Annotated in this window: 15 protein-coding genes and 2 rRNA genes (1 of these 17 only partly in view); 3 read left to right on the forward strand and 14 right to left on the reverse strand. The window is 39.8% G+C overall.

All coding sequences use genetic code 11. From position 1 onward, the window contains the following. From IGJ32_RS11160 to IGJ32_RS11180, 5 genes are all read right to left on the reverse strand, one after another. A 23S ribosomal RNA gene (locus tag IGJ32_RS11160) occupies nt 1-963 on the reverse strand; it reaches 1,951 nt to the left of the window's first position. A 346-nt stretch (nt 964-1,309) separates the two neighbouring features. Continuing rightward, nucleotides 1,310-2,869 (reverse strand): 16S ribosomal RNA (locus IGJ32_RS11165). The 16S and 23S rRNA genes sit together here, the layout of an rRNA operon. 637 nt (nt 2,870-3,506) lie before the next feature. Beyond that, on the reverse strand, nt 3,507-3,719 hold the full coding sequence (locus IGJ32_RS11170) for a hypothetical protein (protein WP_010720912.1): 213 nt from the start codon (nt 3,717-3,719) through the stop codon (nt 3,507-3,509). Between the two features lie 246 nt (nt 3,720-3,965). Further along, nucleotides 3,966-4,307 carry a YlbF family regulator gene (locus IGJ32_RS11175; protein WP_010720913.1) on the reverse strand — a complete coding sequence of 114 codons (342 nt, stop codon included), beginning with the start codon at nt 4,305-4,307 and terminating at the stop codon, nt 3,966-3,968. Between the two features lie 65 nt (nt 4,308-4,372). Next, nucleotides 4,373-6,544, reverse strand: coding sequence for a PBP1A family penicillin-binding protein (locus IGJ32_RS11180; RefSeq protein WP_034867921.1), 2,172 nt, complete (start codon nt 6,542-6,544; stop codon nt 4,373-4,375). 207 nt (nt 6,545-6,751) lie between these two features. Between IGJ32_RS11180 and IGJ32_RS11185 the strand changes: the two genes are divergently transcribed. Then, on the forward strand, nt 6,752-7,606 hold the full coding sequence (locus tag IGJ32_RS11185; RefSeq protein ID WP_053766248.1) for an RluA family pseudouridine synthase: 855 nt from the start codon (nt 6,752-6,754) through the stop codon (nt 7,604-7,606). 102 nt (nt 7,607-7,708) lie between these two features. Here IGJ32_RS11185 and IGJ32_RS11190 read toward each other — a convergent pair whose 3' ends face one another. The 3 genes from IGJ32_RS11190 to IGJ32_RS11200 are packed head-to-tail and all read right to left on the reverse strand — an operon-like array spanning nt 7,709 to nt 12,566. Then, nucleotides 7,709-8,569, reverse strand: coding sequence for an ROK family protein (locus IGJ32_RS11190; RefSeq protein ID WP_034700407.1), 861 nt, complete (start codon nt 8,567-8,569; stop codon nt 7,709-7,711). A 3-nt stretch (nt 8,570-8,572) separates the two neighbouring features. Further along, nucleotides 8,573-11,254 carry an alpha-mannosidase gene (locus IGJ32_RS11195; protein ID WP_081128772.1) on the reverse strand — a complete coding sequence of 894 codons (2,682 nt, stop codon included), beginning with the start codon at nt 11,252-11,254 and terminating at the stop codon, nt 8,573-8,575. Nucleotides 11,255-11,264: 10 nt separating this feature from the next. After that, a complete protein-coding gene (locus IGJ32_RS11200) occupies nt 11,265-12,566 on the reverse strand; it encodes a glycoside hydrolase family 125 protein (protein ID WP_081128774.1) in 1,302 nt (433 codons plus the stop codon). A gap of 154 nt (nt 12,567-12,720) precedes the next feature. Here IGJ32_RS11200 and IGJ32_RS11205 point away from each other — a divergent pair, with 154 nt between their 5' ends. Both IGJ32_RS11205 and IGJ32_RS11210 read left to right on the forward strand, forming a co-directional pair. Further along, complete coding sequence (locus IGJ32_RS11205) at nt 12,721-13,767, forward strand: GntR family transcriptional regulator (RefSeq protein ID WP_010720919.1); 1,047 nt, start codon at nt 12,721-12,723, stop codon at nt 13,765-13,767. 1 nt (nt 13,768) lies between these two features. Next, a complete protein-coding gene (locus IGJ32_RS11210) occupies nt 13,769-15,919 on the forward strand; it encodes a GH92 family glycosyl hydrolase (protein ID WP_342082169.1) in 2,151 nt (716 codons plus the stop codon). A gap of 105 nt (nt 15,920-16,024) precedes the next feature. On the opposite strand, the gene IGJ32_RS11215 is transcribed toward IGJ32_RS11210, so the two are convergent. The 6 genes from IGJ32_RS11215 to IGJ32_RS11240 form a co-directional block, all read right to left on the reverse strand. Further along, nucleotides 16,025-16,348, reverse strand: coding sequence for a hypothetical protein (locus IGJ32_RS11215; RefSeq protein ID WP_010737055.1), 324 nt, complete (start codon nt 16,346-16,348; stop codon nt 16,025-16,027). Nucleotides 16,349-16,361: 13 nt separating this feature from the next. Next, nucleotides 16,362-17,279 (reverse strand): hypothetical protein, encoded by a 918-nt coding sequence (locus tag IGJ32_RS11220; RefSeq protein WP_010737054.1) that lies wholly within the window; start codon nt 17,277-17,279, stop codon nt 16,362-16,364. 261 nt (nt 17,280-17,540) lie between these two features. Then, the gene (locus tag IGJ32_RS11225) at nt 17,541-18,593 is read right to left on the reverse strand and encodes a PTS sugar transporter subunit IIC (protein ID WP_010720927.1); all 1,053 of its coding nucleotides are present in this window, start codon (nt 18,591-18,593) and stop codon (nt 17,541-17,543) included. A 13-nt stretch (nt 18,594-18,606) separates the two neighbouring features. After that, nucleotides 18,607-19,545 (reverse strand): 2-dehydropantoate 2-reductase, encoded by a 939-nt coding sequence (locus IGJ32_RS11230; protein ID WP_161652328.1) that lies wholly within the window; start codon nt 19,543-19,545, stop codon nt 18,607-18,609. 334 nt (nt 19,546-19,879) lie between these two features. Continuing rightward, the gene (locus IGJ32_RS11235; RefSeq protein WP_207414476.1) at nt 19,880-21,778 is read right to left on the reverse strand and encodes a PRD domain-containing protein; all 1,899 of its coding nucleotides are present in this window, start codon (nt 21,776-21,778) and stop codon (nt 19,880-19,882) included. 114 nt (nt 21,779-21,892) lie between these two features. Continuing rightward, nucleotides 21,893-23,338, reverse strand: a complete 1,446-nt coding sequence (locus IGJ32_RS11240) for a glycoside hydrolase family 1 protein (RefSeq protein ID WP_342082168.1) — start codon at nt 23,336-23,338, stop codon at nt 21,893-21,895. Nucleotides 23,339-23,340: the final 2 nt, after the last annotated feature.

Below are 23,340 nucleotides of genomic sequence, written 5' to 3' on the forward strand. Positions count from 1 at the left end.
TGGCATTCGGAGTTTATCTGAATTCGGTAACCCGAGATGGGCCCCTAGTCCAAACAGTGCTCTACCTCCATCATTCTCAATTCCGAGGCTAGCCCTAAAGCTATTTCGGAGAGAACCAGCTATCTCCAAGTTCGTTTGGAATTTCTCCGCTACCCACACCTCATCCCCGCACTTTTCAACGTACGTGGGTTCGGTCCTCCAGTGCGTTTTACCGCACCTTCAACCTGGACATGGGTAGATCACATGGTTTCGGGTCTACGACTACATACTCAAACGCCCTATTCAGACTCGCTTTCGCTGCGGCTCCGTCTCTTCAACTTAACCTCGCATGCAATCGTAACTCGCCGGTTCATTCTACAAAAGGCACGCCATCACCCATTAACGGGCTTTGACTTGTTGTAGGTACACGGTTTCAGGTTCTATTTCACTCCCCTTCCGGGGTGCTTTTCACCTTTCCCTCACGGTACTGGTTCACTATCGGTCACTAGGGAGTATTTAGCCTTGGGAGATGGTCCTCCCGGATTCCGACGGAATTCCTCGTGTTCCGCCGTACTCAGGATCCTCCTAGGTGCCTTCCAAATTTCATCTACGGGGTTTTTACCCTCTTTGACTGACTTTTCCAAGTCATTCGACTATCTGAAAGAACTACCATATTGGAGTCCTACAACCCCAATGAGCAAGCTCATTGGTTTGGGCTTTTCCCGTTTCGCTCGCCGCTACTCAGGGAATCGAATTTTCTTTCTCTTCCTGCAGGTACTTAGATGTTTCAGTTCTCTGCGTCTACCTCGAATGCGCTATGTATTCACGCAAACGTAACATCCTATAAAAGATGCTGGGTTCCCCCATTCGGAAATCTCTGGATCATAGCTTACGTACAGCTCCCCAAAGCATATCGGTGTTAGTCCCGTCCTTCATCGGCTCCTAGTGCCAAGGCATCCACCGTGCGCCCTTATTCACTTAACCTTATCAACCTTGCGGTTGGGTTTTGATCTTTCTTCTAGCGATAGAAGTCCAATCAAGAAAATAAGCAATTGAACTTATTAAAAAACTCTATCCAGCTCACAAATCAGCCTCTTCGGCAAAAAGATCGACCGTCTAATGAAATCAAGATTTCATTGCCGTCCGCCTATTTTGCTTGAGGCTAAACGATTTGTTTAGCTTTCAAATTCAACGCGGTGTTCTCGGTTTGTATTACTAATTTACTTCAAATATCCAGTTTTCAATGAACAAAAATATATCTTTGAGAGTAAACCTCTCAAAACTGAACAAAGTGAAAAACAAACAGTGTAGTCTCCGTAATATTCCTTAGAAAGGAGGTGATCCAGCCGCACCTTCCGATACGGCTACCTTGTTACGACTTCACCCCAATCATCTATCCCACCTTAGGCGGCTGGCTCCAAAAGGTTACCTCACCGACTTCGGGTGTTACAAACTCTCGTGGTGTGACGGGCGGTGTGTACAAGGCCCGGGAACGTATTCACCGCGGCGTGCTGATCCGCGATTACTAGCGATTCCGGCTTCATGTAGGCGAGTTGCAGCCTACAATCCGAACTGAGAGAAGCTTTAAGAGATTAGCTTAGCCTCGCGACTTTGCGACTCGTTGTACTTCCCATTGTAGCACGTGTGTAGCCCAGGTCATAAGGGGCATGATGATTTGACGTCATCCCCACCTTCCTCCGGTTTGTCACCGGCAGTCTTGCTAGAGTGCCCAACTAAATGATGGCAACTAACAATAAGGGTTGCGCTCGTTGCGGGACTTAACCCAACATCTCACGACACGAGCTGACGACAACCATGCACCACCTGTCACTTTGCCCCCGAAGGGGAAGCTCTATCTCTAGAGTGGTCAAAGGATGTCAAGACCTGGTAAGGTTCTTCGCGTTGCTTCGAATTAAACCACATGCTCCACCGCTTGTGCGGGCCCCCGTCAATTCCTTTGAGTTTCAACCTTGCGGTCGTACTCCCCAGGCGGAGTGCTTAATGCGTTAGCTGCAGCACTGAAGGGCGGAAACCCTCCAACACTTAGCACTCATCGTTTACGGCGTGGACTACCAGGGTATCTAATCCTGTTTGCTCCCCACGCTTTCGAGCCTCAGCGTCAGTTACAGACCAGAGAGCCGCCTTCGCCACTGGTGTTCCTCCATATATCTACGCATTTCACCGCTACACATGGAATTCCACTCTCCTCTTCTGCACTCAAGTCTCCCAGTTTCCAATGACCCTCCCCGGTTGAGCCGGGGGCTTTCACATCAGACTTAAGAAACCGCCTGCGCTCGCTTTACGCCCAATAAATCCGGACAACGCTTGCCACCTACGTATTACCGCGGCTGCTGGCACGTAGTTAGCCGTGGCTTTCTGGTTAGATACCGTCAAGGGATGAACAGTTACTCTCATCCTTGTTCTTCTCTAACAACAGAGTTTTACGATCCGAAAACCTTCTTCACTCACGCGGCGTTGCTCGGTCAGACTTTCGTCCATTGCCGAAGATTCCCTACTGCTGCCTCCCGTAGGAGTTTGGGCCGTGTCTCAGTCCCAATGTGGCCGATCACCCTCTCAGGTCGGCTATGCATCGTCGCCTTGGTGAGCCGTTACCTCACCAACTAGCTAATGCACCGCGGGTCCATCCATCAGCGACACCCGAAAGCGCCTTTCAAATCAAAACCATGCGGTTTCGATTGTTATACGGTATTAGCACCTGTTTCCAAGTGTTATCCCCTTCTGATGGGCAGGTTACCCACGTGTTACTCACCCGTTCGCCACTCCTCTTTTTCCGGTGGAGCAAGCTCCGGTGGAAAAAGAAGCGTTCGACTTGCATGTATTAGGCACGCCGCCAGCGTTCGTCCTGAGCCAGGATCAAACTCTCATAAAAAGTTCGAACAATCTTGCGATTGTTAAGCTCAATTGTTTGCTAGCATATTGCTTGCTTGTTAAAAATGTTTGTTGTCTTGAATCAATCAAGACGCCCTACACATTTGGTTTGTCTTTGCTTTGTTCAGTTTTCAAAGGTCTACTTGATTAAATGCTAATCAGTTGAGATTGCCGTAGCAACTTTTATATCATATCAGAGTGACGTTTGTTTGTCAACTCTTTTTTAAAAGTTTTTTTAACTTCATTTTTCAGAAGTGTTTCAGCAACTCATTTATCATAACTCGTCGTTTGTTATTTGTCAACAACTTTTTTGAAGTTTTTTTCGATAGAATCAAGCTTCGTAAGCTATTGATTTTTTACGACTTAGTTATCTTATCACCTTAAAAAGTAAATGTCAATGAATTTTTCTAAATAAATTTCACGATCTTTTTCTCTTTTTCAGCAACGTCAATTACTTTACCATTAAAAAAAAGAATGGTCAAGCTAAAAATTAATTTTAGCAGCACCTTACTTTATTTCTCTCTATTGGTCTAACCTACTTTAGTTGCCTATCTTCTTATTTAGACTCATCGGTACTTCAGACGATTACTGCAATGGCTAGCTATTTTCATGCTCAATCATCAAATATCTCTCATATCTTACTTTCGATACCGCACACCTTTATAAATAGCTAATGGCAAGATCACAAAAAGAAACAAGAGAAGAATATCGATCAGATATTGGTCGCTAAAAACATTTGTTAATGGCTGATTTGTAGTTAAAGAATAAAATGCGGGTAGCAAAATAATCGTGAAAAGATACGAGCCACTGATTTCCCAAAAATCTTTCCAAGAAAATTTTTTGTGTTTCATCGCTCCACCTCCTTGCTTTATATGAGAGAAATTCACTACTTGAATAGACATTTCTACGCTTCTATAATAGACAAAATCAGCTATTATAGCTAGGTTAACAATAATTATTTATTAAACAATGAAAAATAAGCTAATTTTCTATGAGTTATCCCCGTCTGATTTCTTCACACTAAAAAAGCAACGCAAAACAATTTTGTTTTACGTTGCTTTTGCTTGTTCTGGCTAAATTATTTTCTACAACGTTAATTATTCGCTGTATAAATCTCTAACTGGTGTCATGATGATGCGATTCAAGTCATTGATGATCGTGCTGAATTGTTGTTCTTTTTGCATCAAATCATTGATCACTTCTTCTGATTGAATTTTCATTGCCATTTCTTGCGCTTTCATTGCATCTTCATCGCTAAATTCTTGCCCGCTCATTTGTTTTTCCTGCAATTCGATTTGCATCGCTTGGAAATCTTTGAATAGACGATGTGCTTCTTCATTTGCTTTAACTTTTGCATAGGCTTCTTCTAAAGCTTTGAATTCTTGCAATTCGCGAATCTCGCGTTCGATTTGATTTGCGCTATCATAAATATTTGACATAGTTAGCCTCTTTTCTATAGATCGTTTAGTTTTATTGTACCATTTGTTTATCGTTTTTCATAGGATTACTGTCCTTGATATTTCCGCCAGAGATCTTTCGCAGCTTCACCTAAACCTCTTACGCCTTCTTTTACCATATCACCGATATTTTTCAGCCCATCTTTAGCTTGTTCCCCGTATTTATTCAGATTTTCTTTCCATTGTTCTGAGTTCTCATTGGTTTGCGTATTATTATTGACTTGATCAGCAGGGACTACTTTTCCGCCAGTCGCATATGCATCTGCTACAGGGAAAGGCTCTTGCTCGGTATAAGGAAGAATGCCTTCTGCGGCCGATTTGAAGACTTTACCAACCACATTCCCACTTGTTCCTGCTAAATAATGCAATTCACTAGATTCTTCATATCCCATCCAAGTTGAAATCACGACATTAGGCGTATAGCCAACAATCCATTGGTCGTTAGCTTTGGTAGGATCAAAATTGGTTTCAGTCGTTCCTGTTTTCCCTGCGACTGTGTAACCAGCCGGTTTAGCTGCAACGGCTGTCCCATTAGAAAAAGTCCCAAGCAGCATTGAAGTCATTTGATTAGCCGTTTCTTCTGAAATGACTTGTTTAGGTTTTTCATTGGTCTTATCAACAATTACTGCACCCGTTGAATCCACGATTTTAGTAATCAGATGTGGTTTGTACATTTTACCAGCGTTAGCAAATGCACTGTAAGCTCCAGCCATCGTTAACGGCGAAACTCCCTTAGCTAAACCACCTAATGCTAAACCATAATACTTATCTGATTTCGATAGAGGCAATCCAAATTCTTCTGCTTTATCATAACCTTTTTGAAGACCGATTTCATGAAGCAACCATACAGCAGGAAGATTCAAACTTTCAGCAACCGCCTGATACATCGGTACTTCACCACGGTACGTCCCGTCGTAATTATGAGCTTTATAATAAGATAATGGTTCATCTTTCAAAATACTTGCTGGGGTGTATCCCGCTTCTAACGCTGGTGCATACACACTCAATGGTTTGATCGTTGAGCCAGGAGAACGTTTCATTTGTGTTGCAAAACTGAATCCTCGGAAAACATGTTCGCCACGTCGCCCTACCAGCGCCTCAACTCCACCAGTTTTAGGATCTAATGCGACTGATGCGGATTGAACCATTGCCCCATCCGCAGCATTTGCCGGAAACAGTGCATTGTTTTGATACGTTGTTTCTAATTGTTTTTGATAATTTTGATCAAGTGATGTATAGATTTTGTATCCTTTGTTCATCACATCTTCTTCATCTAAACCATAATCATTGACTGCTTCATCAATCACGGCATCAAAGTAATAAGGATAGCGATAGCCTGATTCCGAATTATCATACGTATCTTTCACGTATTGTTTGATATCCACTTTGCTTTCCGTTTGGTATTGTTGTTTCGTGATCTTGCCGTTTTCTTCCATGACACTCAATACGGTGTTTTTTCGATTGTTTGCATTTTCTGGGTGATCGATCGGATTATAGATACCCGGACCTTTAAGCATCCCAGCTAACGTTGCCGCTTCTGCTAAATTAACCTGATTAGCATCTACCCCAAAGTATTTCCTTGAAGCATCTTGTACGCCCCATACCCCATTTCCAAAATAAGCATTGTTGAGATACATGGTCAAAATCTCTTCTTTGCTGTATTTCTTTTCAATTTCAATGGCTAAAAATAATTCTTTTGCTTTACGGTCAAAAGTTTGATCAAGTGTCAAATAAGCATTTTTAGCTAATTGTTGGGTAATTGTACTCCCACCTCCACCAGAAGTGCCACCTGAAAGGACCATCCGAACTGCTGCCCGAGCGATCCCTTTGATATCAAATCCATGATGCTGATAAAAATTACGATCTTCGGTTGAGATAACCGCATTTTGGATATCTGGAGAGATTGCATTCAATTCCACATAAGTCCCTTTTTGAGCATACAGGGTGCCTGCTTCTTCATTCTTTTTATCATAGATAACGGTAGACTGACTTAGCCCCGATTTTAATGTGGAGACATTTGCCTGTTTTGCTAAAATAAAAAGATAGATACTGACGATCAATACACAGATCAAGCCAATCAATAGGATCAGTTTATTGATATGATACTTTTTCCATATACGTTTTCGCCATCGATGGAATCGCCCTAAATAAGGTTTAATCCAATGCCAAAAACTGATCAAAGCAGCTTTTATTTTACTTAAAATGCTTTGAAAATCCATTTATTCTTCTCCTGTCTATTTGATTGAATCGCCTTATTCTACCACAGGTACGTTCTTCATTCTTCCTGCTTGAGATGTAGGCAAACTGTTTTTTTAAGTTTTGACGATAGTTTAGCATAAGAAGTATCAGAAATTAGTCACTTTTTTCTTAAATAAGTTTTAAAAATGGTACAATAGAGCTGCATTTTTGCTAAAAGGAGTATTTTTATGGAAATCACGATTACGTTACCTGACACCCAGCCAACAACCACCATTCGAGAATTATTAGAACAAGAATGGCTCGTTCCAAGAAAAGTCCGCCACTTTTTACGTATAAGAAAAAATGTGTGGATCAATCAAGAACCTGCCTTATTTCATTTTGAAGTCCACGCTGGTGACCATATTACGTTACGTTTTGAAGAAACTGATTATCAATACCAAGAAGTCCAATTGGGTAAAGCTTCCTTCGTCCAACCATTATATGAAGACGATCATTTACTCATTGTCAATAAACCCGCCGGCATGAAAACTCATCCGAATGAACCAACCGAAAATGATACTTTATTGAATCATTTAGCTGCGTATTTAAAGAAAAAAGAGCAACGCCCTTATGTCGTGCATCGATTGGACAAAGAAACAAGTGGTGCAATTTTATTTGCTAAAAATCCCTTTGTTTTACCTATCCTAGGCAGAATGTTGGAACAAAAGAAGATTTATCGACGATACCAAGCACTTGTCTGGGGAACAATCAAAGAGGATTTGATTTTAAAAGATAAAATCGGTCGTGATCGGCACGATCGCAGAAAACGGGTGGTAGATCCTCATAAAGGTCAAACGGCTCTCACACATGTTTCCGTTGATCAAGTAGTAAATGGTCAGACTCAGGTTTACTGTGTCTTGGAAACCGGACGTACTCATCAAATCAGGGTCCATCTCTCTCACATTGGTCATCCCATTGTCGGTGATCCACTTTACCAAACACGGCCTGCGAACCGTCTCATGCTCCATGCGTTAGAATTACACATGTCTCATCCTTTCACGCAAGAAACCATTGTCGCAAAAGCCCTCCCTGGTTTATGGTAAAGACACTATTGTAAGGAGCGATCCACTACTGATCACAATCAAAAAACGGCTAGGGATACACCTCTAGCCGTTTTTTATTACTATATATAGAATATATACACCTTATTGTTTACCATGTTCTTTTTCTGCTAAAAGCAAACTGCCAATAATTCCACTCTCATTCGGCAGCCCCCAGCGTACAATGTACTCATCTACTTGTGGCGTTTCCATGTACCCACCCATTAACTCAACGAATTGTTGTCGAATTTTATGCAACAAGTGGTCTTGATTCATCACTCCGCCACCTAAAATGATTTTTTCAGGAGCTAACGTCAACGTATAATTGATCAATGCTTGAGCAATATAATAGGCTTGGATGTCCCATATTGGATGATCTTGAGGAAGTTCTTGGCCTTTGATTCCAGTTCGTGCCTCAATTGAAGGTCCAGCCGCTAACCCCTCCAAACAATCTTTGTGGTAAGGACATGTTCCTTCATAGGTATCCTCTGGATGACGTTTTACCCATATATGCCCCATTTCTGGGTGGGCAAGTCCAGAAAAAATATCTCCTTCAAGGACCACACCGGCACCGATCCCTGTACCGACAGTCAAATAAATACAACTCTTTTTCCCTTGTGCGGCTCCTTTTAGCAATTCGCCGTAAGCTGCTGCATTCACATCTGTCGTCCAAGCCATCGGAATCCCGTAACGTTCTTGGATGCTGCCTAAAAAATTGTAGTTTCCCCATCCAGGTTTAGGTGTTGCCAAAACATACCCATAATTATCGGCATTTTTATCAATACCGATCGGACCAAACGAACCGATCCCTAACGCCTCTAGTTCATATTGATCAAAAAAATCAAATACTTGCTTTAGTGTTTCTTCAGGTGTAGTTGTAGGAATACTTACTCTTTCTACGATAACGCCTTCATTTGAAACGGCACAGATGAATTTTGTTCCCCCTGCTTCTATTCCACCATACATTGCTTATTCCTCCTCGAATCCGATTGTCCGAATTTCATAAGGTCTAACGGTCGGAGCAATCGTTTGCTCAACTGTTTCTTCTAGCAGATTCAATAATTCCCCTTGTTTCCCATTTTTAGTGATTTGTAATGGTGAATCAAGACCGGACAGATTAAACCCACGCACCACTACTTTATCACTAAATTTACTTCGTTTCAAAGCAGTAATTGCAAACGTTTCCCCTTCGCAAGTTAAATAGCTGTTTTCAGCTGGCAAGGTTCCTGTTTGAATCGCCATTTGCGTGGTAGAAAAAGGAATCTGTGCGCTATAAGCATGATGGTAACTAGCAAATTTTTCTTCTGGCTGATGCACTTCGATACTGTAGTTAAAGCAATGTACCCCATGACATTGGGCTTCTGGTGTTGGAAAATATCCCCAATCGCCTAATTCCCCTACACAACGTAGTAAAGTCACCGCAATCACACTGTCATCAATTACTTCATATTCATTTAATCCATAATTGCCAACTGTTACTCCATAATCGTTTCCTTCTAAATGAACGAACGCTTGTTGATGCTGTGGATTTGTTGGATTTTCCCAACTACTTGATACATCATTGGGACGGGTAACCACTTCAAAAATACTATCAGCTTGATGTTGTTTCACATGTAACTTTGTTGGGAACAACACACGTAAGCGATGATCATCCATTTGATTATTCACTTTTGTTTCAAAGTCGATTTTTTTGCTGTCTTTTCTTAAAGTGATAATAGTTGTTACTTCTAACACACGCTTTTCTTTTGAACGACCTGCTTTACGGTGACGAAACTCAATGACCATCTGTTGTTCTTTTGCTAAACGTTCATCAGCAGCTACTGGGATCAATAATTCCTGGGTAACTTTTACTTGTGCTAATTCACTCGTATCAGTTACGACTTCTACGGTACTTTGATCATTTTCCTTTGATAAAATAGGTTGGTCATTTTCAGGCTGTTTGAAGATATATTCATTTCCAATATCCCCAACATCTTCGAATGTCAATAATTCATCTAGTTGTTTGCCCGTTGTTTTGTCTTTCAACGTCAAGGTGCCATTCGGTTGGATCTCTAGCCGAACTTGTTGATTTTCTAATACTCGTCCATCTTTTTGGATCATCGTCTCTTTTTCTTCTTTAGCTTTTCCTTCTATTAATACATACGTGTTCCAAGAAAAAGCTGGCATTTCGCTCACTGGTAAAGTGACCGTGATTTTTCTCGCCATGTAAGGAATCCTAAACCGATCTTTTGGCAGATCATAATCAAACGTCACAAATGTTTCTGATAGTGATGCAGGGACTTCTTCACCATTGGATGTTTCTACATGATAGCTTTTTGGTGGTTGCTTTTCTAATTCTTCATATAATTTCTCAGGTATTCCTTCTGCAAAACATTTTCTTTCTAACTCAATCGTTATTTCTGCTTCACCAGTCTTTGCTGATCCAGCCGTGTTCATAACTAAGAAAGGATAGCTTTTTGCTGGTAAGCTGCTAGTGTCGATCGCTTGGGCAAGTTGTTTGATCGCTTCTTCTGCTAAATACTTCCCTACTTCATCTGCTTTTTCAAACCGTGTCATCATTTCTCGATGGACAGAATCAACCGAACACCCGCAAATACTGTCATGTGGATGATTTTGCATCAACGTTTTCCACGCATAATCTAATTGATCATGGGGATATTTACCAGTAACTTCATAAGCCATCGTTGCTAATGGCTCAGCAATATTTTCAATTTGTCTTTGAACTTTAGTATTCCATTGTTTTAAATAGACACGTGCTGAAGCAGTATTCGCTAACGTATACCAGCCATCTGTTTCCTGACTGGTCAACTCTCCCTCAACGGAACCAAGTTCTTCTGGCAAGTCCTTTTGCACCGCTGCAAGATAATCGACAAAATTGGAATGGATAAATTCATACTCAGGATATAATTCATTCGCTAATTTGATTGCTGCTGTTACATCCTTTTGAACCGGTTGATGATCCACTCCATTCATCATCAACAGATGATCGGTTGATGCGTATTGCTCTGCATCTGCCAGCTTTTGGTCCCAAAAGGCTCTTGCTTTCTCTTTTTCAGTCGGGATTTCATTTCCATTACTGTACCAATTGGCAAACAGTAACCCAAAGATTTCTGTGCTATCTGGTCCTTTCCACCACATTTCAGAATATTGAGAAGAATAATTTTCTGCTTCCAAGACTTGATTATCAAAGCCAATTGGTTTTACGCCTCGTCCAAAAGCAGCAGCTGAAAGTCCTGCTTGTTTCATCATTTGTGGTGTTTGCCCCATATTTCCAAAAGTATCCGGGAAATAACCGAGCATCACAGGCGTTCCCCACTTCTTACTTTCTTCCATTCCAATCAACATATTACGGACATTCGCTTCTGAACTGATCAAGAAATCATCTTGTAAAATATAAAAAGGACCGATCCTTAATTTCCCCGCATCAATTGCTCGTTGCACCGCTTCTTTCTTTTCTGGACGTACTTGTAAATAATCATCTAAAATAATCGTTTGTCCATCTAAATGGAAACTATTGAAATCTGGATCGGTTTCAAATAATTCCAAAAGATCATCCATCAATTCGACTAAACGCATATGATGCTGTTCATAAGCCATGTACCATTCACGATCCCAATGACTGTGTGAAATGATATATACTTTCTTTTTCATTTTATTCCTCCTATTTCGCTACTCGAATATCAAAGTAATCCATCACTAATTCACAAAACATCATGTTCGCCCAAGAGAACCATTCTCTGGTGTAGTTGTTTGGATCATCGACATCAAACCCCTCGTGCATCAAATGTGTACCAGCATCTGTCGCAACTAATAAGTCTAAAATCCGCTTTTTCTCTTCTTTATCTTCAGTGGTCATCCCTTCCATCGCTAATGCAATCGGCCAGATGTAATTTTCTGGAGTGTGAGATGATCCGATCCCTTTTGCATATTTCCCTTCATAGAAGTAAGGGTTCTCTTTACTTAGTAACGTTTTTCTCGTTGCTAAATATTGTTCATCTGTGGTAGAACAGTAACCTAAATACGGAGCAGCAATCAAATTAGGTACATTACTGTCATCCATAATAGAAGCGTTTCCTAATCCATCAACTTCATAAGCATAGATGGTTTCTCCTTGTTGGTTTTTAGTCAACGCATAGTCTTCGATTCCTTTTTGGATATCTTCTTTTAAACGTTTGGCTTCTTCAAGGATTGCTTTACTACTTGTTTCTTCCGTGAGAATGTTCGTAAAGATTTCTTCAATATAACCCAGCACTACTACAGCAAACATATTTGAAGGAACGAGGTAGCCATATTGACACGCATCATCGCTTGGACGAAAACCAGACCAAGTCATTCCAGTTGGTGCAACTGTACTTCCACGCCCGTCGTTGACTAAGGTATCTTCTTTCCTCGTCGTATCTCTTTCGAAAGTATAAGGAGATTGATTGTGATCTTGTTCGGTTTTGAAGACATGTAAGGCTTTTTTGATTCCTTCAACAAACGAATCATTCAATTGGTCCGTTCGACCAGTGTTCTTATATAATAAGTAAGCTAATTGGATAGGATAACATAAGGAATCGATTTCATATTTACGCTCCCAGATCCAATCATTCATTTCAGTATGGTCACTTTGATGCCCCGCTCCATTTGCTTCTTCATTGAATGCGTTTGCGTATGGATCGATGTTGATATATTCAAATTGTTTTTTGACAAGCCCACTAATCATCGAAGCTAAGTCTTCATCTTCTTTTGCAATGACTAAATATGGACGGACTTGAGCGGTGGAGTCACGCAACCACATCGCTGGAATATCACCAGTTAATAAGAAAGTCGTCCCGTCTTCATGTCTTTTGACTGTCGTTAACAATGTATTAGCAAAGGCAGCAGAGAAATTCGTAGCCCAATCTGCATGCTCTTCCCCACATTTTGCAGTAATTTCATCCATAAACTGTTGAACTGACTTTGGTATATCTTTATATGCCATTTATTTTCCTCTTTTCTTTATTGATATATCATAAGAGGATTATACCTCGTCGTTTTACAATTGTCTACGCTTTCAAAATGAGATTTTTCTTATTTACTTTTAGTGGTTTTATGCTATGATCTTTATATGATATATCTTATAAGAAGGTGCTTTTATGAATCAACCACTATACCAACAAATCTTTCATGACTTACAACAAGCAATTGCTGATGGATCGTTACCTGTTGACAGCCAGGTACCTACCGAAAAGGAATTGTCCACCAAGTATCAAGTGAGTCGAATCACTTCTAAACGTGCATTAACTGAATTAGAACAATTAGGTCTGATTTATCGTGTCAGAGGAAAAGGCAGTTTTGTCAAAGCAACGACTAGTGATCTTAATAGAAACGATGTGATTAAAAATAGTCGCATCCTGTTCCTACTTCCCTTTTTATCTGACCTTTCTGTCGGAGATTTTACAAAAGGACTAAATCCAGTGATGCAAGAAAATCAGTTAGAGGTCATGATGACGACTGTTGATTTTCTGGCAAACAAAACGGCGAAGGAAATCATGCAAGAATTTGACGGAATGATTTATTATGCGTTTGCGACCGATCAACATCTGGATCTGCTCTTTGAATTATCATTGAAACAATTCCCAGTTGTTGTTTTAGATAAAAAAATCTATGAACTTCCTTTTCCAACTGTCCTTTCAGATAATTTCCAAGGTGGTTCTTTGGCTACGGCTCATTTGATTTCAAAAGGGCATAAAAAGATTGCCTATCTTTTTGGTGAACAGGCGCATCCACAATCTGTCCGACAACGATACTTGGGTTACCTGGAAGCTTTGGACAAAGCCAATTTGCCGTTTCATACAACTTTAGATGCAAAAGGCACTACGATTGAAACGTTACTGACCTACATCAATGAACATCAGGTCACTGCGTTTGTCTGCGAAAACGATCTGGTAGCTATTCAAACGATGAATCATTTAAAACAACAAGGCTATCGTATCCCAGATGATTTTTCGATCGTTGGATTCGATGATATCCAAGCAGCCGCTTTAGTTGATCCACCATTAACAACGATTGCTCAAGATTTCCACCAACTAGGAGAACTTGCAGGAAATGCTTTGATCACTTGGCTCAAAACAAATAACATTCCCGAAGATACGAGCCAACCAGTCTCATTTATTAAACGACATTCAACAAAGGAGATTTAACATGAACATTCAACATATTGATACTCGTCACGGTACAGCCAATCAAGCGAACTTCTCAAATGGGAACTGCCAGCCTTATACTGGTGTTCCTTTTGGGATGAATTACTTTGCCCCACAGACAACTGATCAAAAAGGTAGCTGGTGGTTCCATCCTGATGATCACACCTTCCAAGGCTACCGTTTGACTCATCAGCCAAGTCCATGGATGGGTGACTTCAGCTATTTTGTCTTCACTCCGATCAATGGGTTATTACCTGAGAATACCCTGTTCCATGCACAAAGTTCGTATCGTCCAGAAGAAAGCACATTCTGTCCGACTCATTTAACGATCAACCAATTACGTGATAGTATTCGCTCCACGTTGATCCCTAGCATGTACGGTGGTGTCCTAACCATTGATTACCACAAAAATGAGAGCGGTTTACTTTTGTCGTTTCCTGGTAAACATCAATTAGTTCTAAAAGATCCCTATACGATTGAAGGACAAGTCACTCATTTCGCAGGCGCCGAAGATCCTGATTTTACCTTCTATTTTGTCTTACATTTTGAACAGCCAATCCAATCAAAGGAATTGTCACAGTTAACAGCCGATGACGCTGGGTCGGTTCCGATTTATTTTGGCGACGTAAAAAAACAAGTCATTCGTTTCGGTACTTCCTTCATCAGTTCTGAACAAGCTTCATTTAATCTAGAACAAGAGTTACATCAAACGCCTGATGACTATTTGCTGAATAGTTCACAACAATGGCAAAACTATTTTGACCGAATCAAAGTCGAGCATCATGATCCGCAACAGTTACGGACGTTTTACCACAATCTCTACCGTGTATTTTTATTCCCACAAACGTTCTATGAAATCGACTCGACCGGACAAAAAATCCATTATGATACCACTAGTCGAAGTGTAAAACCAGGTGTACTTTATACCAATAATGGTTTTTGGGATACTTATAAAACAGTGTATCCACTTTACTCTTTGATTGCTGTCGAAAAATATGAAGAGATGCTTGAAGGCTTTTTGAACAGCTATCGTGAAACTGGCTTTTTACCAAAATGGCTTTCGCCAGATGAGCGTGGACTCATGCCAGGAACATTGATTGATGCAGTGATCGCTGATGCCTCGGTTAAGGGAATCCGTAAAGATTTAATGGCTGAATTTCTCGAAGCAATGAAAAAAGGTGCTACGATCCAAAGTGAGAAACAAAATTACGGACGTCAAGGAACGACTGATTATCTAAAATATGGTTATGTACCAAATACTTACCACGAATCAATCAACCACACCCTTGATTACGCTTATAGTGACTTTTGTATCAGCCAAGTAGCCACCGGTTTGAATGAAGCAGCAACCGCACAACACTATCAAAAGCAATCTTTCAATTATCAAAATGTCTTTGATCCGGAAACCGGCTTCATGCGTTCCAAAGATCCCGAAGGAAGATTCCGTACTCCGTTTTCTTCCACACGTTGGGGTCAGGATTATGCAGAAGGTAGCGCTTGGCAAAGTAGTTTTGCTGTTTACCATGATTTTGCTGGTTTGATCAATGCTCACGGTGGACCAGATCAATTTGAAGAAAAACTGATTGAATTATGTAACCAAGCACCGACTTTTGAAGTTGGCGGTTATGGTTTTGAGATCCATGAAATGAGTGAAATGGCAGCGATCGAGTTTGGACAAGTTGCCATCTCCAATCAACCAAGCTTCCACTATCCTTATTTATTCAGTTATATTGGTAAACCCGAAATGGCACAACCATTGATCAAACAATTGCTGACACAAACATTCGATGATACCCCGACTGGTTATCCAGGAGATGAAGACAATGGGAGCATGGCAGGTTGGTATATCTTTAATAGTTTAGGCTTTTATCCTGTCACGCCAGGAACTGGTGAATATGTCATCGGGATGCCTTTAATCGACAAAGCTGTGCTTACGTTGTCTAATGGTGAACATTTAACAATCGAAACAAGCCCTAATCACCCACAACAACAATTCATCCATGAGATCACAAGAAATGAAACTAGCTATCGCAAACTCTTCTTTACACATGAAGACTTGCTGACTGGTGGCACGATTGCTTATCAGTTGGGGATTGTTCCTAATCCTACAAAACACGACGCTGAAGACTTCCCTTTTTCTTTGACCAAATAAACAAGCTGACTTATTTGGTTGTTCTATAAGACAAAACACCTTCTTTGAATTTCTTAGTCTCAAAGAAGGTGTTTTGATAGATTTAGAATGAATTTTTCGATAAGATTATTTTTTATTTTTTTTCTTTTGACTATTTCCTTTTTTTACTAGTTGTTCAGTAACTTTGGCTAGTGTATCCGTGACCTCTGTTTTGACTTTAGTACCTGTTTCTTTCATGCTTGTATTTATTTTTATTGATGACTTCAATTGTTTTATTTTCAAAGAAGAGAACTTGTTGCCGATTACTTCTGTCTTTTCATTCGTAAATTCTACTGTCTTTTTTAACGCTCGTTTACTCACGTTCGTTATCCTATTTTTTTCTTTTTTACAATATGCACATAGTTTTTTAGGTTCAGATATTTCTCGTCCACAATTTGTACATTTATACATTGCTTTCCCCCCATTAGTCCGTTACATATCCACTTAAAATATACTCAGGATCCGCTTCGATCATATCAGAGATAGTATGAATCAACGTATGAATATCATCAATTGCTTCTGTTATTGGATTGGTTGATTTTTGAAAATACTCATCTAATTTTAACGCCATTTCTCTAGTCAAAATGCTTTCCAAATCTTTTTTATGGAGATTTAAGCTATAGTTCAAAGCAACATATTCATCTAAATCTGAAAGGCAATTTACTTGGATATTAAAACTCTCATTTATAAATAAAATATTTTGCAAAATATCATTTGCTGACTTTTCTTTATCACCAAATTTCATACGGTTTTTTCGGTAACTGATTACCTTTCCTTCTAACTGTTTTAACAATTGATATTTCACAGTAGTGATATCATTTAGCACATTAACTAATAACTGTTTTTTTATTTGAGGATCTTTTATTAACACTGATTGTTCATATTTCTCTTTAGCAGAAACTACACCTGCATAACGATCATTTTCAAAATTTTTGATTACTTCGTCTATTTTCAAATTAAGATCATCTAATTTGTCTTCGATTTTTTTAAGTTCTAACATGACTCCTACTACTATTGCTGCAGGACCCAAAGCTGAACAAACGCTTGTTCCATTTTTTAATGTCAAATTTTTAACAAATTCGCCACTTTTTTTATCAGCAATCTGTGCATATACTCCATCTTTCCCAGAGACAAAACGATACGTTCCATTTTTTAGTCCCTTTAATATTTCCGGTGGAATATCTAATACGTATTCTCCTTTATTTATAATTTCCATGACGGTACCACTCGTCACTATTGCCCCATTTAAATGTTTAACAATTTTTTCTGAAAAATGTAATTCCTTCACTTTTTCTACCAATTGGTTTTTTGGAACTCTGATACCCGCTTGCATTATCTCCATATTACGCCCCTCCATTATATTCAAAAACATTATACCGCTTAATGAAAAATAAATACTATCAATATTACTAAATAATGCTACTAAGAAGCAAAAAAATACCTACACTGATCTATATCCACAAAAAATTTCGTTTTTTATATTAAAAAAGCCTGAACTTTTAATCTCCTTCGAAAAAAGGAATTAAAAATTCAAGCTTTTTTTATTGAGATGATTTGTCTCACTATCAAAGGAGCAGACTCAGCCAAAAAATCAGCCGTTTCACTAGCCTAAGAATTCAAACACATCTGCTCGATCATATAATTTCAATACTTTCTCACATAAAAACTGAGTGAACAATGCTGCCGCAACTGGGACGACTAACCAGCTCAAAACAACAAGAGCCGGATTTAGACCTGCATCTAAAGAAGCTAAAGGACCAACTAAGCCAACGATCCCAAAACCAGCCGAGGCAGGGGTTCCTGAAATAGACAACAAAGCAACTGGAATAGCTGTAATCACTGCACTGATCAGACAAGGAACGAGAATAACCGGTCTGCGAAACAGATTAGGCATCATCATCTTCATCGCTCCTAACGTAATGGCGATCGTCACTCCTGATTTATTGACTTTCCACGAGTTCACGATCAAAACGAAAGTCGTTGCTGCGACACCCATTGCTGCCGCTCCTGCTGAAACACCATCTAGTTGGATCGCCACTCCGATTGCTACGGTGGAAATCGGTGAAATGATCAAGAAGGCAAAAGAACAGCCAATCAAGATCGACATCAGTAAAGGTTGTAGTGTCGTGAAATTATTGATAACCGTTCCGATGGCTGAGGTAATATCTGCCACATAAGGATAGAGATAAAACCCGATCACCCCTGCGCCGACACCAACAACGATCGGAGTCAACACAATCGCTACCGAACCAAACCGTTCACCAATCAGATAAATCAACCCAACTGCGATAGAAGCAGTGATCATCGTATTGATGATATCGCCTGTACCAGCACCAACGTACACACCTGTTTCACCAAGCTCAGGAGTAAACTTCACCACCCCTGACCCGACAAATGCGGCACCAGCCACCACCATCATCTTCATCGGTGCAAAACCAAATTGCAAAGCAATCAATCCACCGATAATCAACGGTGTCGCTAATTGGAAGATGACCGCCATTTGAGCAACAGCCATCGCAAAAGAAGAACCACTAAAGTATCTTAAAATCGCCCCTAATACTGCGTTAGGAATCAATCCGATGATAATCCCCGTTGCTGTACCAGCTAGTACTTTGTTCAGAAAAATCTTTGGTGACATGCTTTGTGTCTGTTCCATCAATTATCCCCCTTTATTTTACCTGCAAGCTATCTTCTTTCGCATGGATCAATTCTGTTAAGAAGTCACAATAAGGTGTTGCAATACCATATTTCTTCCCTTTTCTTGAAACCGCACCGTTGATGTAGTCGATTTCCGTCAAGCGGTGATTCTTGATCAAATCTTGATACATGGATGGATAATGTAATCCGATCGTTTCTGGATCGAAACAAGATTCACAATGAGCGATCACTTCTGGGATATCTAAGTAGATATTTTCAGCTTCTGCCACTGCCGCAAATTCACGAACAATCGTTTCCACCATCTTATGCGCAGTCGAAGTTTGACCTAACCCTGCCATGTTCACATCCAAAATCGTGCATAATCCATTCATCGTGCCATTCACACAAGCTTTACGGTAAATGGAATAATGGATGTTATCAGAGAATTTCGCATGTAAGCCTGATTCTGATAATTTTTCAGCTAGTGCTTTCGCTTGTTCTTCTTTGCCTTCTCCAAGATTTTGCAGCTCAATTGAACCACTTCCAAACAGTTTGACTTTTCCAGGTCCTTCTAAGCCCGCCGTCCACATGGTGTTACCAATATAAATGTTTGCCATTGGAACAAATTTTTCAATGATATCTTCATGTCCGATACCATTCAATAAGCATAATACTTCCGTTTCTTCTTTGATCAATGGACGGATATCTGTTAGCATTTTTTCTAATTGCATCGCTTTAGTAAATAAGATGATCAAATCTACCTGATCTTCTTCGCCTACTTCTGATTGAAGAACGACTGGTAACTTCTCAACTACTTCTTCGCCATTGAAATCTGCTTTTAACCCATGCTCTTTGATTTGTTGGACATGATCTGCCCAGCCGTCGATCAATAGTACTTCGTTTCCACCTTGATGTAACATCAGACCGAAACGACTTCCCATCGCTCCAGCTCCTGCAATTGCAATTTTCATGTTTTATTCCTCCCTTTTGCCTTACATTATACCTATCTAAGATTTATTACACAATTTTATTCTATAGCTTAGCCTTCTTTTTACACTACTTTACGTGAAATCAGCTTGCCTAAGAGAAAAACGGGCAATCCTAAACTTCTCCGTTCAATTGGAAGTTAGCAGAAAGATGTTTCAAATTACTTCCTTCCATCACTGCAAGCACAAAAAAAAGTAACCGAACATCAATAGAAAGCTTTCGGCTACTTTGGCAATGATCGATTAGCAGTGATCCCTAAGACAAAAGCGAGCGTTCCTCTCATGCAAGAATAAAACCAACGTCCTCAACATTCACGGATCATTCTTCCGTTTCGACCAACATTTTCATTTTTAAGATGAATTCTGTAAAATTTTCTGCACTCGCTAACAATCGCACATTGATCGGATCAGAAACGATTTCGATAAACATTTCAAAAAAATCATTAAATTCTTTGGCTTCATCTTGTGAGATGGCAACTAAAGCTACGATTTGAACAGGATATTCGTCCCATTTGAGGGTTTCTTGCAAGGTCATAATCGAAAGGGCACTTTTTTTCGCCTGTTGTTCCAGCGAGTGGGGTACTGCGATACCTGATGGGAAACTGGTCGATGACATCGCTTCTCGTTTTTCCATCCTCTGGAAAAATTCTTCCTCCACATACCCTGTCACTAACAATCGATCAAACAATTTTTCTCGAATCATTTTAGGTGTCTGATCGGTCGGATCAAATTGATTAAAATAGAGATCTTCAATAATAAACCGATCAATCAAATGAAACATCTGTTTTCGCCAATTACTTTTTCGCTTGGCAGTCACCCGTTTTTGAATCTTTGCAAAATCTTTACGTGTCAAAATAGGATGGACATATACTGCGCCATTGATTTCGGTCACTCTGTCACGATCAGAAGAGACATACACGTCATTTTCTTGTACGCTTACCTCATGATGATCAACCGCCACGATCTCCACATCTTCCCCTAGCATACTACGAATATTTTGAACGTTTGTTTCTTCAAAATCATGGTAATTGTTGTGATCAACTAGCACTCGCAACTTTGGTCTTTTTTCTTTTTTGCTTTCTAAGTAAGCCCCGATGTGTAAAGCGATAAAAGAAATCTCATCCTCATTAAACCAAATCGCTAATTTTTCCTGTACCAACATCGACAAGTAAACCGCAATGTCATACGTTAACGGATAGGCTGTTTTAATATCTAAAAGGCTGCTATTCCGGGTGAACCGTTCATATTGAGAGCGATCATAAAGATTTTGCAGATGGATAGCTAATTTATTGAAAAAAGCTTCATCTTGTAAATCAATCAAATAGGTTTCTTTGACTTTCTCTAAAACTTCATTTAGTGTTTCGATCACTCGAGCTTCAACAATTTTGGACAAGGATAGCTCTTTGCGATTCGTAAGATATTCATTTTGTAATCCAATAAAAAGTAAGGATAACTGCTTGACTTCAGCATCAGAAAAATAAATGTGATAAGTGTTCGAAAGAAGTTCAGTAATCTCCACACACAATTGAAATTCCGTTGCATCATTTCTTAATGGAAAGTCCTTCACACTTTTCAAATCATTTCCTTGGCGGATCCGTTCAATACTAATCGCAAAATGAAGCACAATATTGTTCATCGAATAGCGATTAATTTTGATTTTGTGTGAAGCTAAGACATCATGGATGGTTTGCTCTAGATCAATAAGCGAAAGCGTACCAATCATATCTTGGACATGGTACTTTAGTTTTTCCTGGTAATCGCCTTCCTCATACAGTAATGAAATCATGTAACGCCTTTTATCACTTTCTGATCCTTCTAAATAAATTTGATTGGCTTTGATCGTTAATTTCAATTGTTTATTTTGAATCTCGTTACGTAAAAGCTGGATGTCATTTTTTAACGTTGACTCAGAGAGAAACATCGTGTCTGCCAGATCATAGAGATCAATGCCATGATTGCTTTTTAACAACGTCAAAAACAACTGTGATTGCCGGTCATTCGTTGTTTGGATCACTTGCTTACCCTGGGTAGGTTGTTTGATCCGATACCCTTGATTACTAGAAATAATTTGTTGCTCTGTCTCATTGATCTTGGTGATTTGATTACGAATGGTTCGAGTCGTACAGTTACAAAATGTTGCTAGTTCCGTCGCAGTGACCCAATGCTGCTGTCGTTTTGCAAGATATGCGATAATCTCTCTTTGCCTTTTCGTTGCCACGTTCTATCTCCCCCACACATGTGTTGCTATCCATTGATTTGCCACACTATCTCAAAAAAAGGTGGATACGAAGATCCATGTCTCGCATCACACCTATTCTTTAAACTGGCGACTTTACAAATTTTCTCCATTCGATTCAATCACATTTTTGTACCAGTAAAAACTATCTTTTTTAATTCGATCACCACTACCTTTTCCTTCATTATCCAGATCCACATAGATAAATCCATAACGTTTTTCCATTTGAGCAGATGAACAGCTGATAATGTCAATCGGTCCCCATGCACAATAAGCAATCACATTGACTCCATCATACATCGCACGTTTCATTTCTTCAATGTGACTAGCCAGATAATCGATCCGATAATCATCATGAATCTTGCCGTTTTCCAACTGGTCATACATTCCAAAGCCATTTTCTGCAATAATAATCGCTTTACCATAACGATCCCAATATTGCGAAAGTGTATGATACAACCCTTTAGGATCCACTGCCCACCCCCATGGATTAGCTTTCAAGTTCGGGTTAGGTGTCACCGATGCAGGGTTCAAATTGTTTTTCTTGGAGTCGACCATTTGCGAATAATAATAAGAAATAGCCAGATAATCCATCGTATTCGCTTGTAAAATGGCTTTGTCTTCTTCAGTGATCTCGAGATGGATATTATTTTCAGCAAAATAATTCAACGCATACTGAGGATATTCCCCTCGAAATTGCACATCTGTATAGAAATACTCCATCCGATTACGACGTAAAGCCAAAATGATATCATCTGGATCGCAAGAAAATGGATAGGCAGTGCAATCTGCAACCATCGTTCCGATTTGCATTTCAGGGTTGAGCTTTTTCCCATATTCATAGATTTTAGCACTGGCAACGAACTGATTATGGATCGCTTGATAACTAGCTTCTTCGTAATGATCCACCGTATCATAAGGTATAGCAGTTGAATTGAATGGTTCAAATTGGATCAAGTTGATCTGATTGATGACGATCCAGTACTTCACTTTATCTTTGTAACGATCTAAAATTGTTTTTCCATATTTTACAAATAGATCGATCACTTTCCGATTATGCCAACCACCGTAGTTTAAAGTAATGTCTACTGGTGTTTCATAATGAAGCATCGTAATAATCGGCTCCATCCCTAACTCATGGATTTTATCAATCAATGCATCATAATAAGCCAAACCCGCTTCATTCGGTTCCGTTTCATCGCCCGTAGGAAAAATCCTCGACCAATCAATCGACGTCCGAAATGTTTTAAAGCCCATCTCTGCTAATAGCGCTAAATCTTCAGGATAGGTATGATAAAAATCGATCCCATGGCGTTTAGGATAATAGCCTTGTTCATCTGTCATATTCGCCTTCAACTGAGCCAAAGACATTCCTTTATGTTGCTCTTCCGCAATTTCTGCATTTGTTTTATCCGCATGGAAAACATGTAAATCAGCGAGGCTGGTGCCCTTACCATCAACTTGATACGCCCCTTCTGCTTGGTTGGCAGCAATCGCCCCTCCCCAAAGAAAATCTTTTGGCATTTTGTATTCTTTAAACATGA

The sequence above is a fragment of the Enterococcus sp. DIV1639a genome, assembly GCF_050530445.1.
In the GTDB taxonomy this organism is placed as follows: Bacteria; Bacillota; Bacilli; order Lactobacillales; family Enterococcaceae; genus Enterococcus_B; species Enterococcus_B hirae.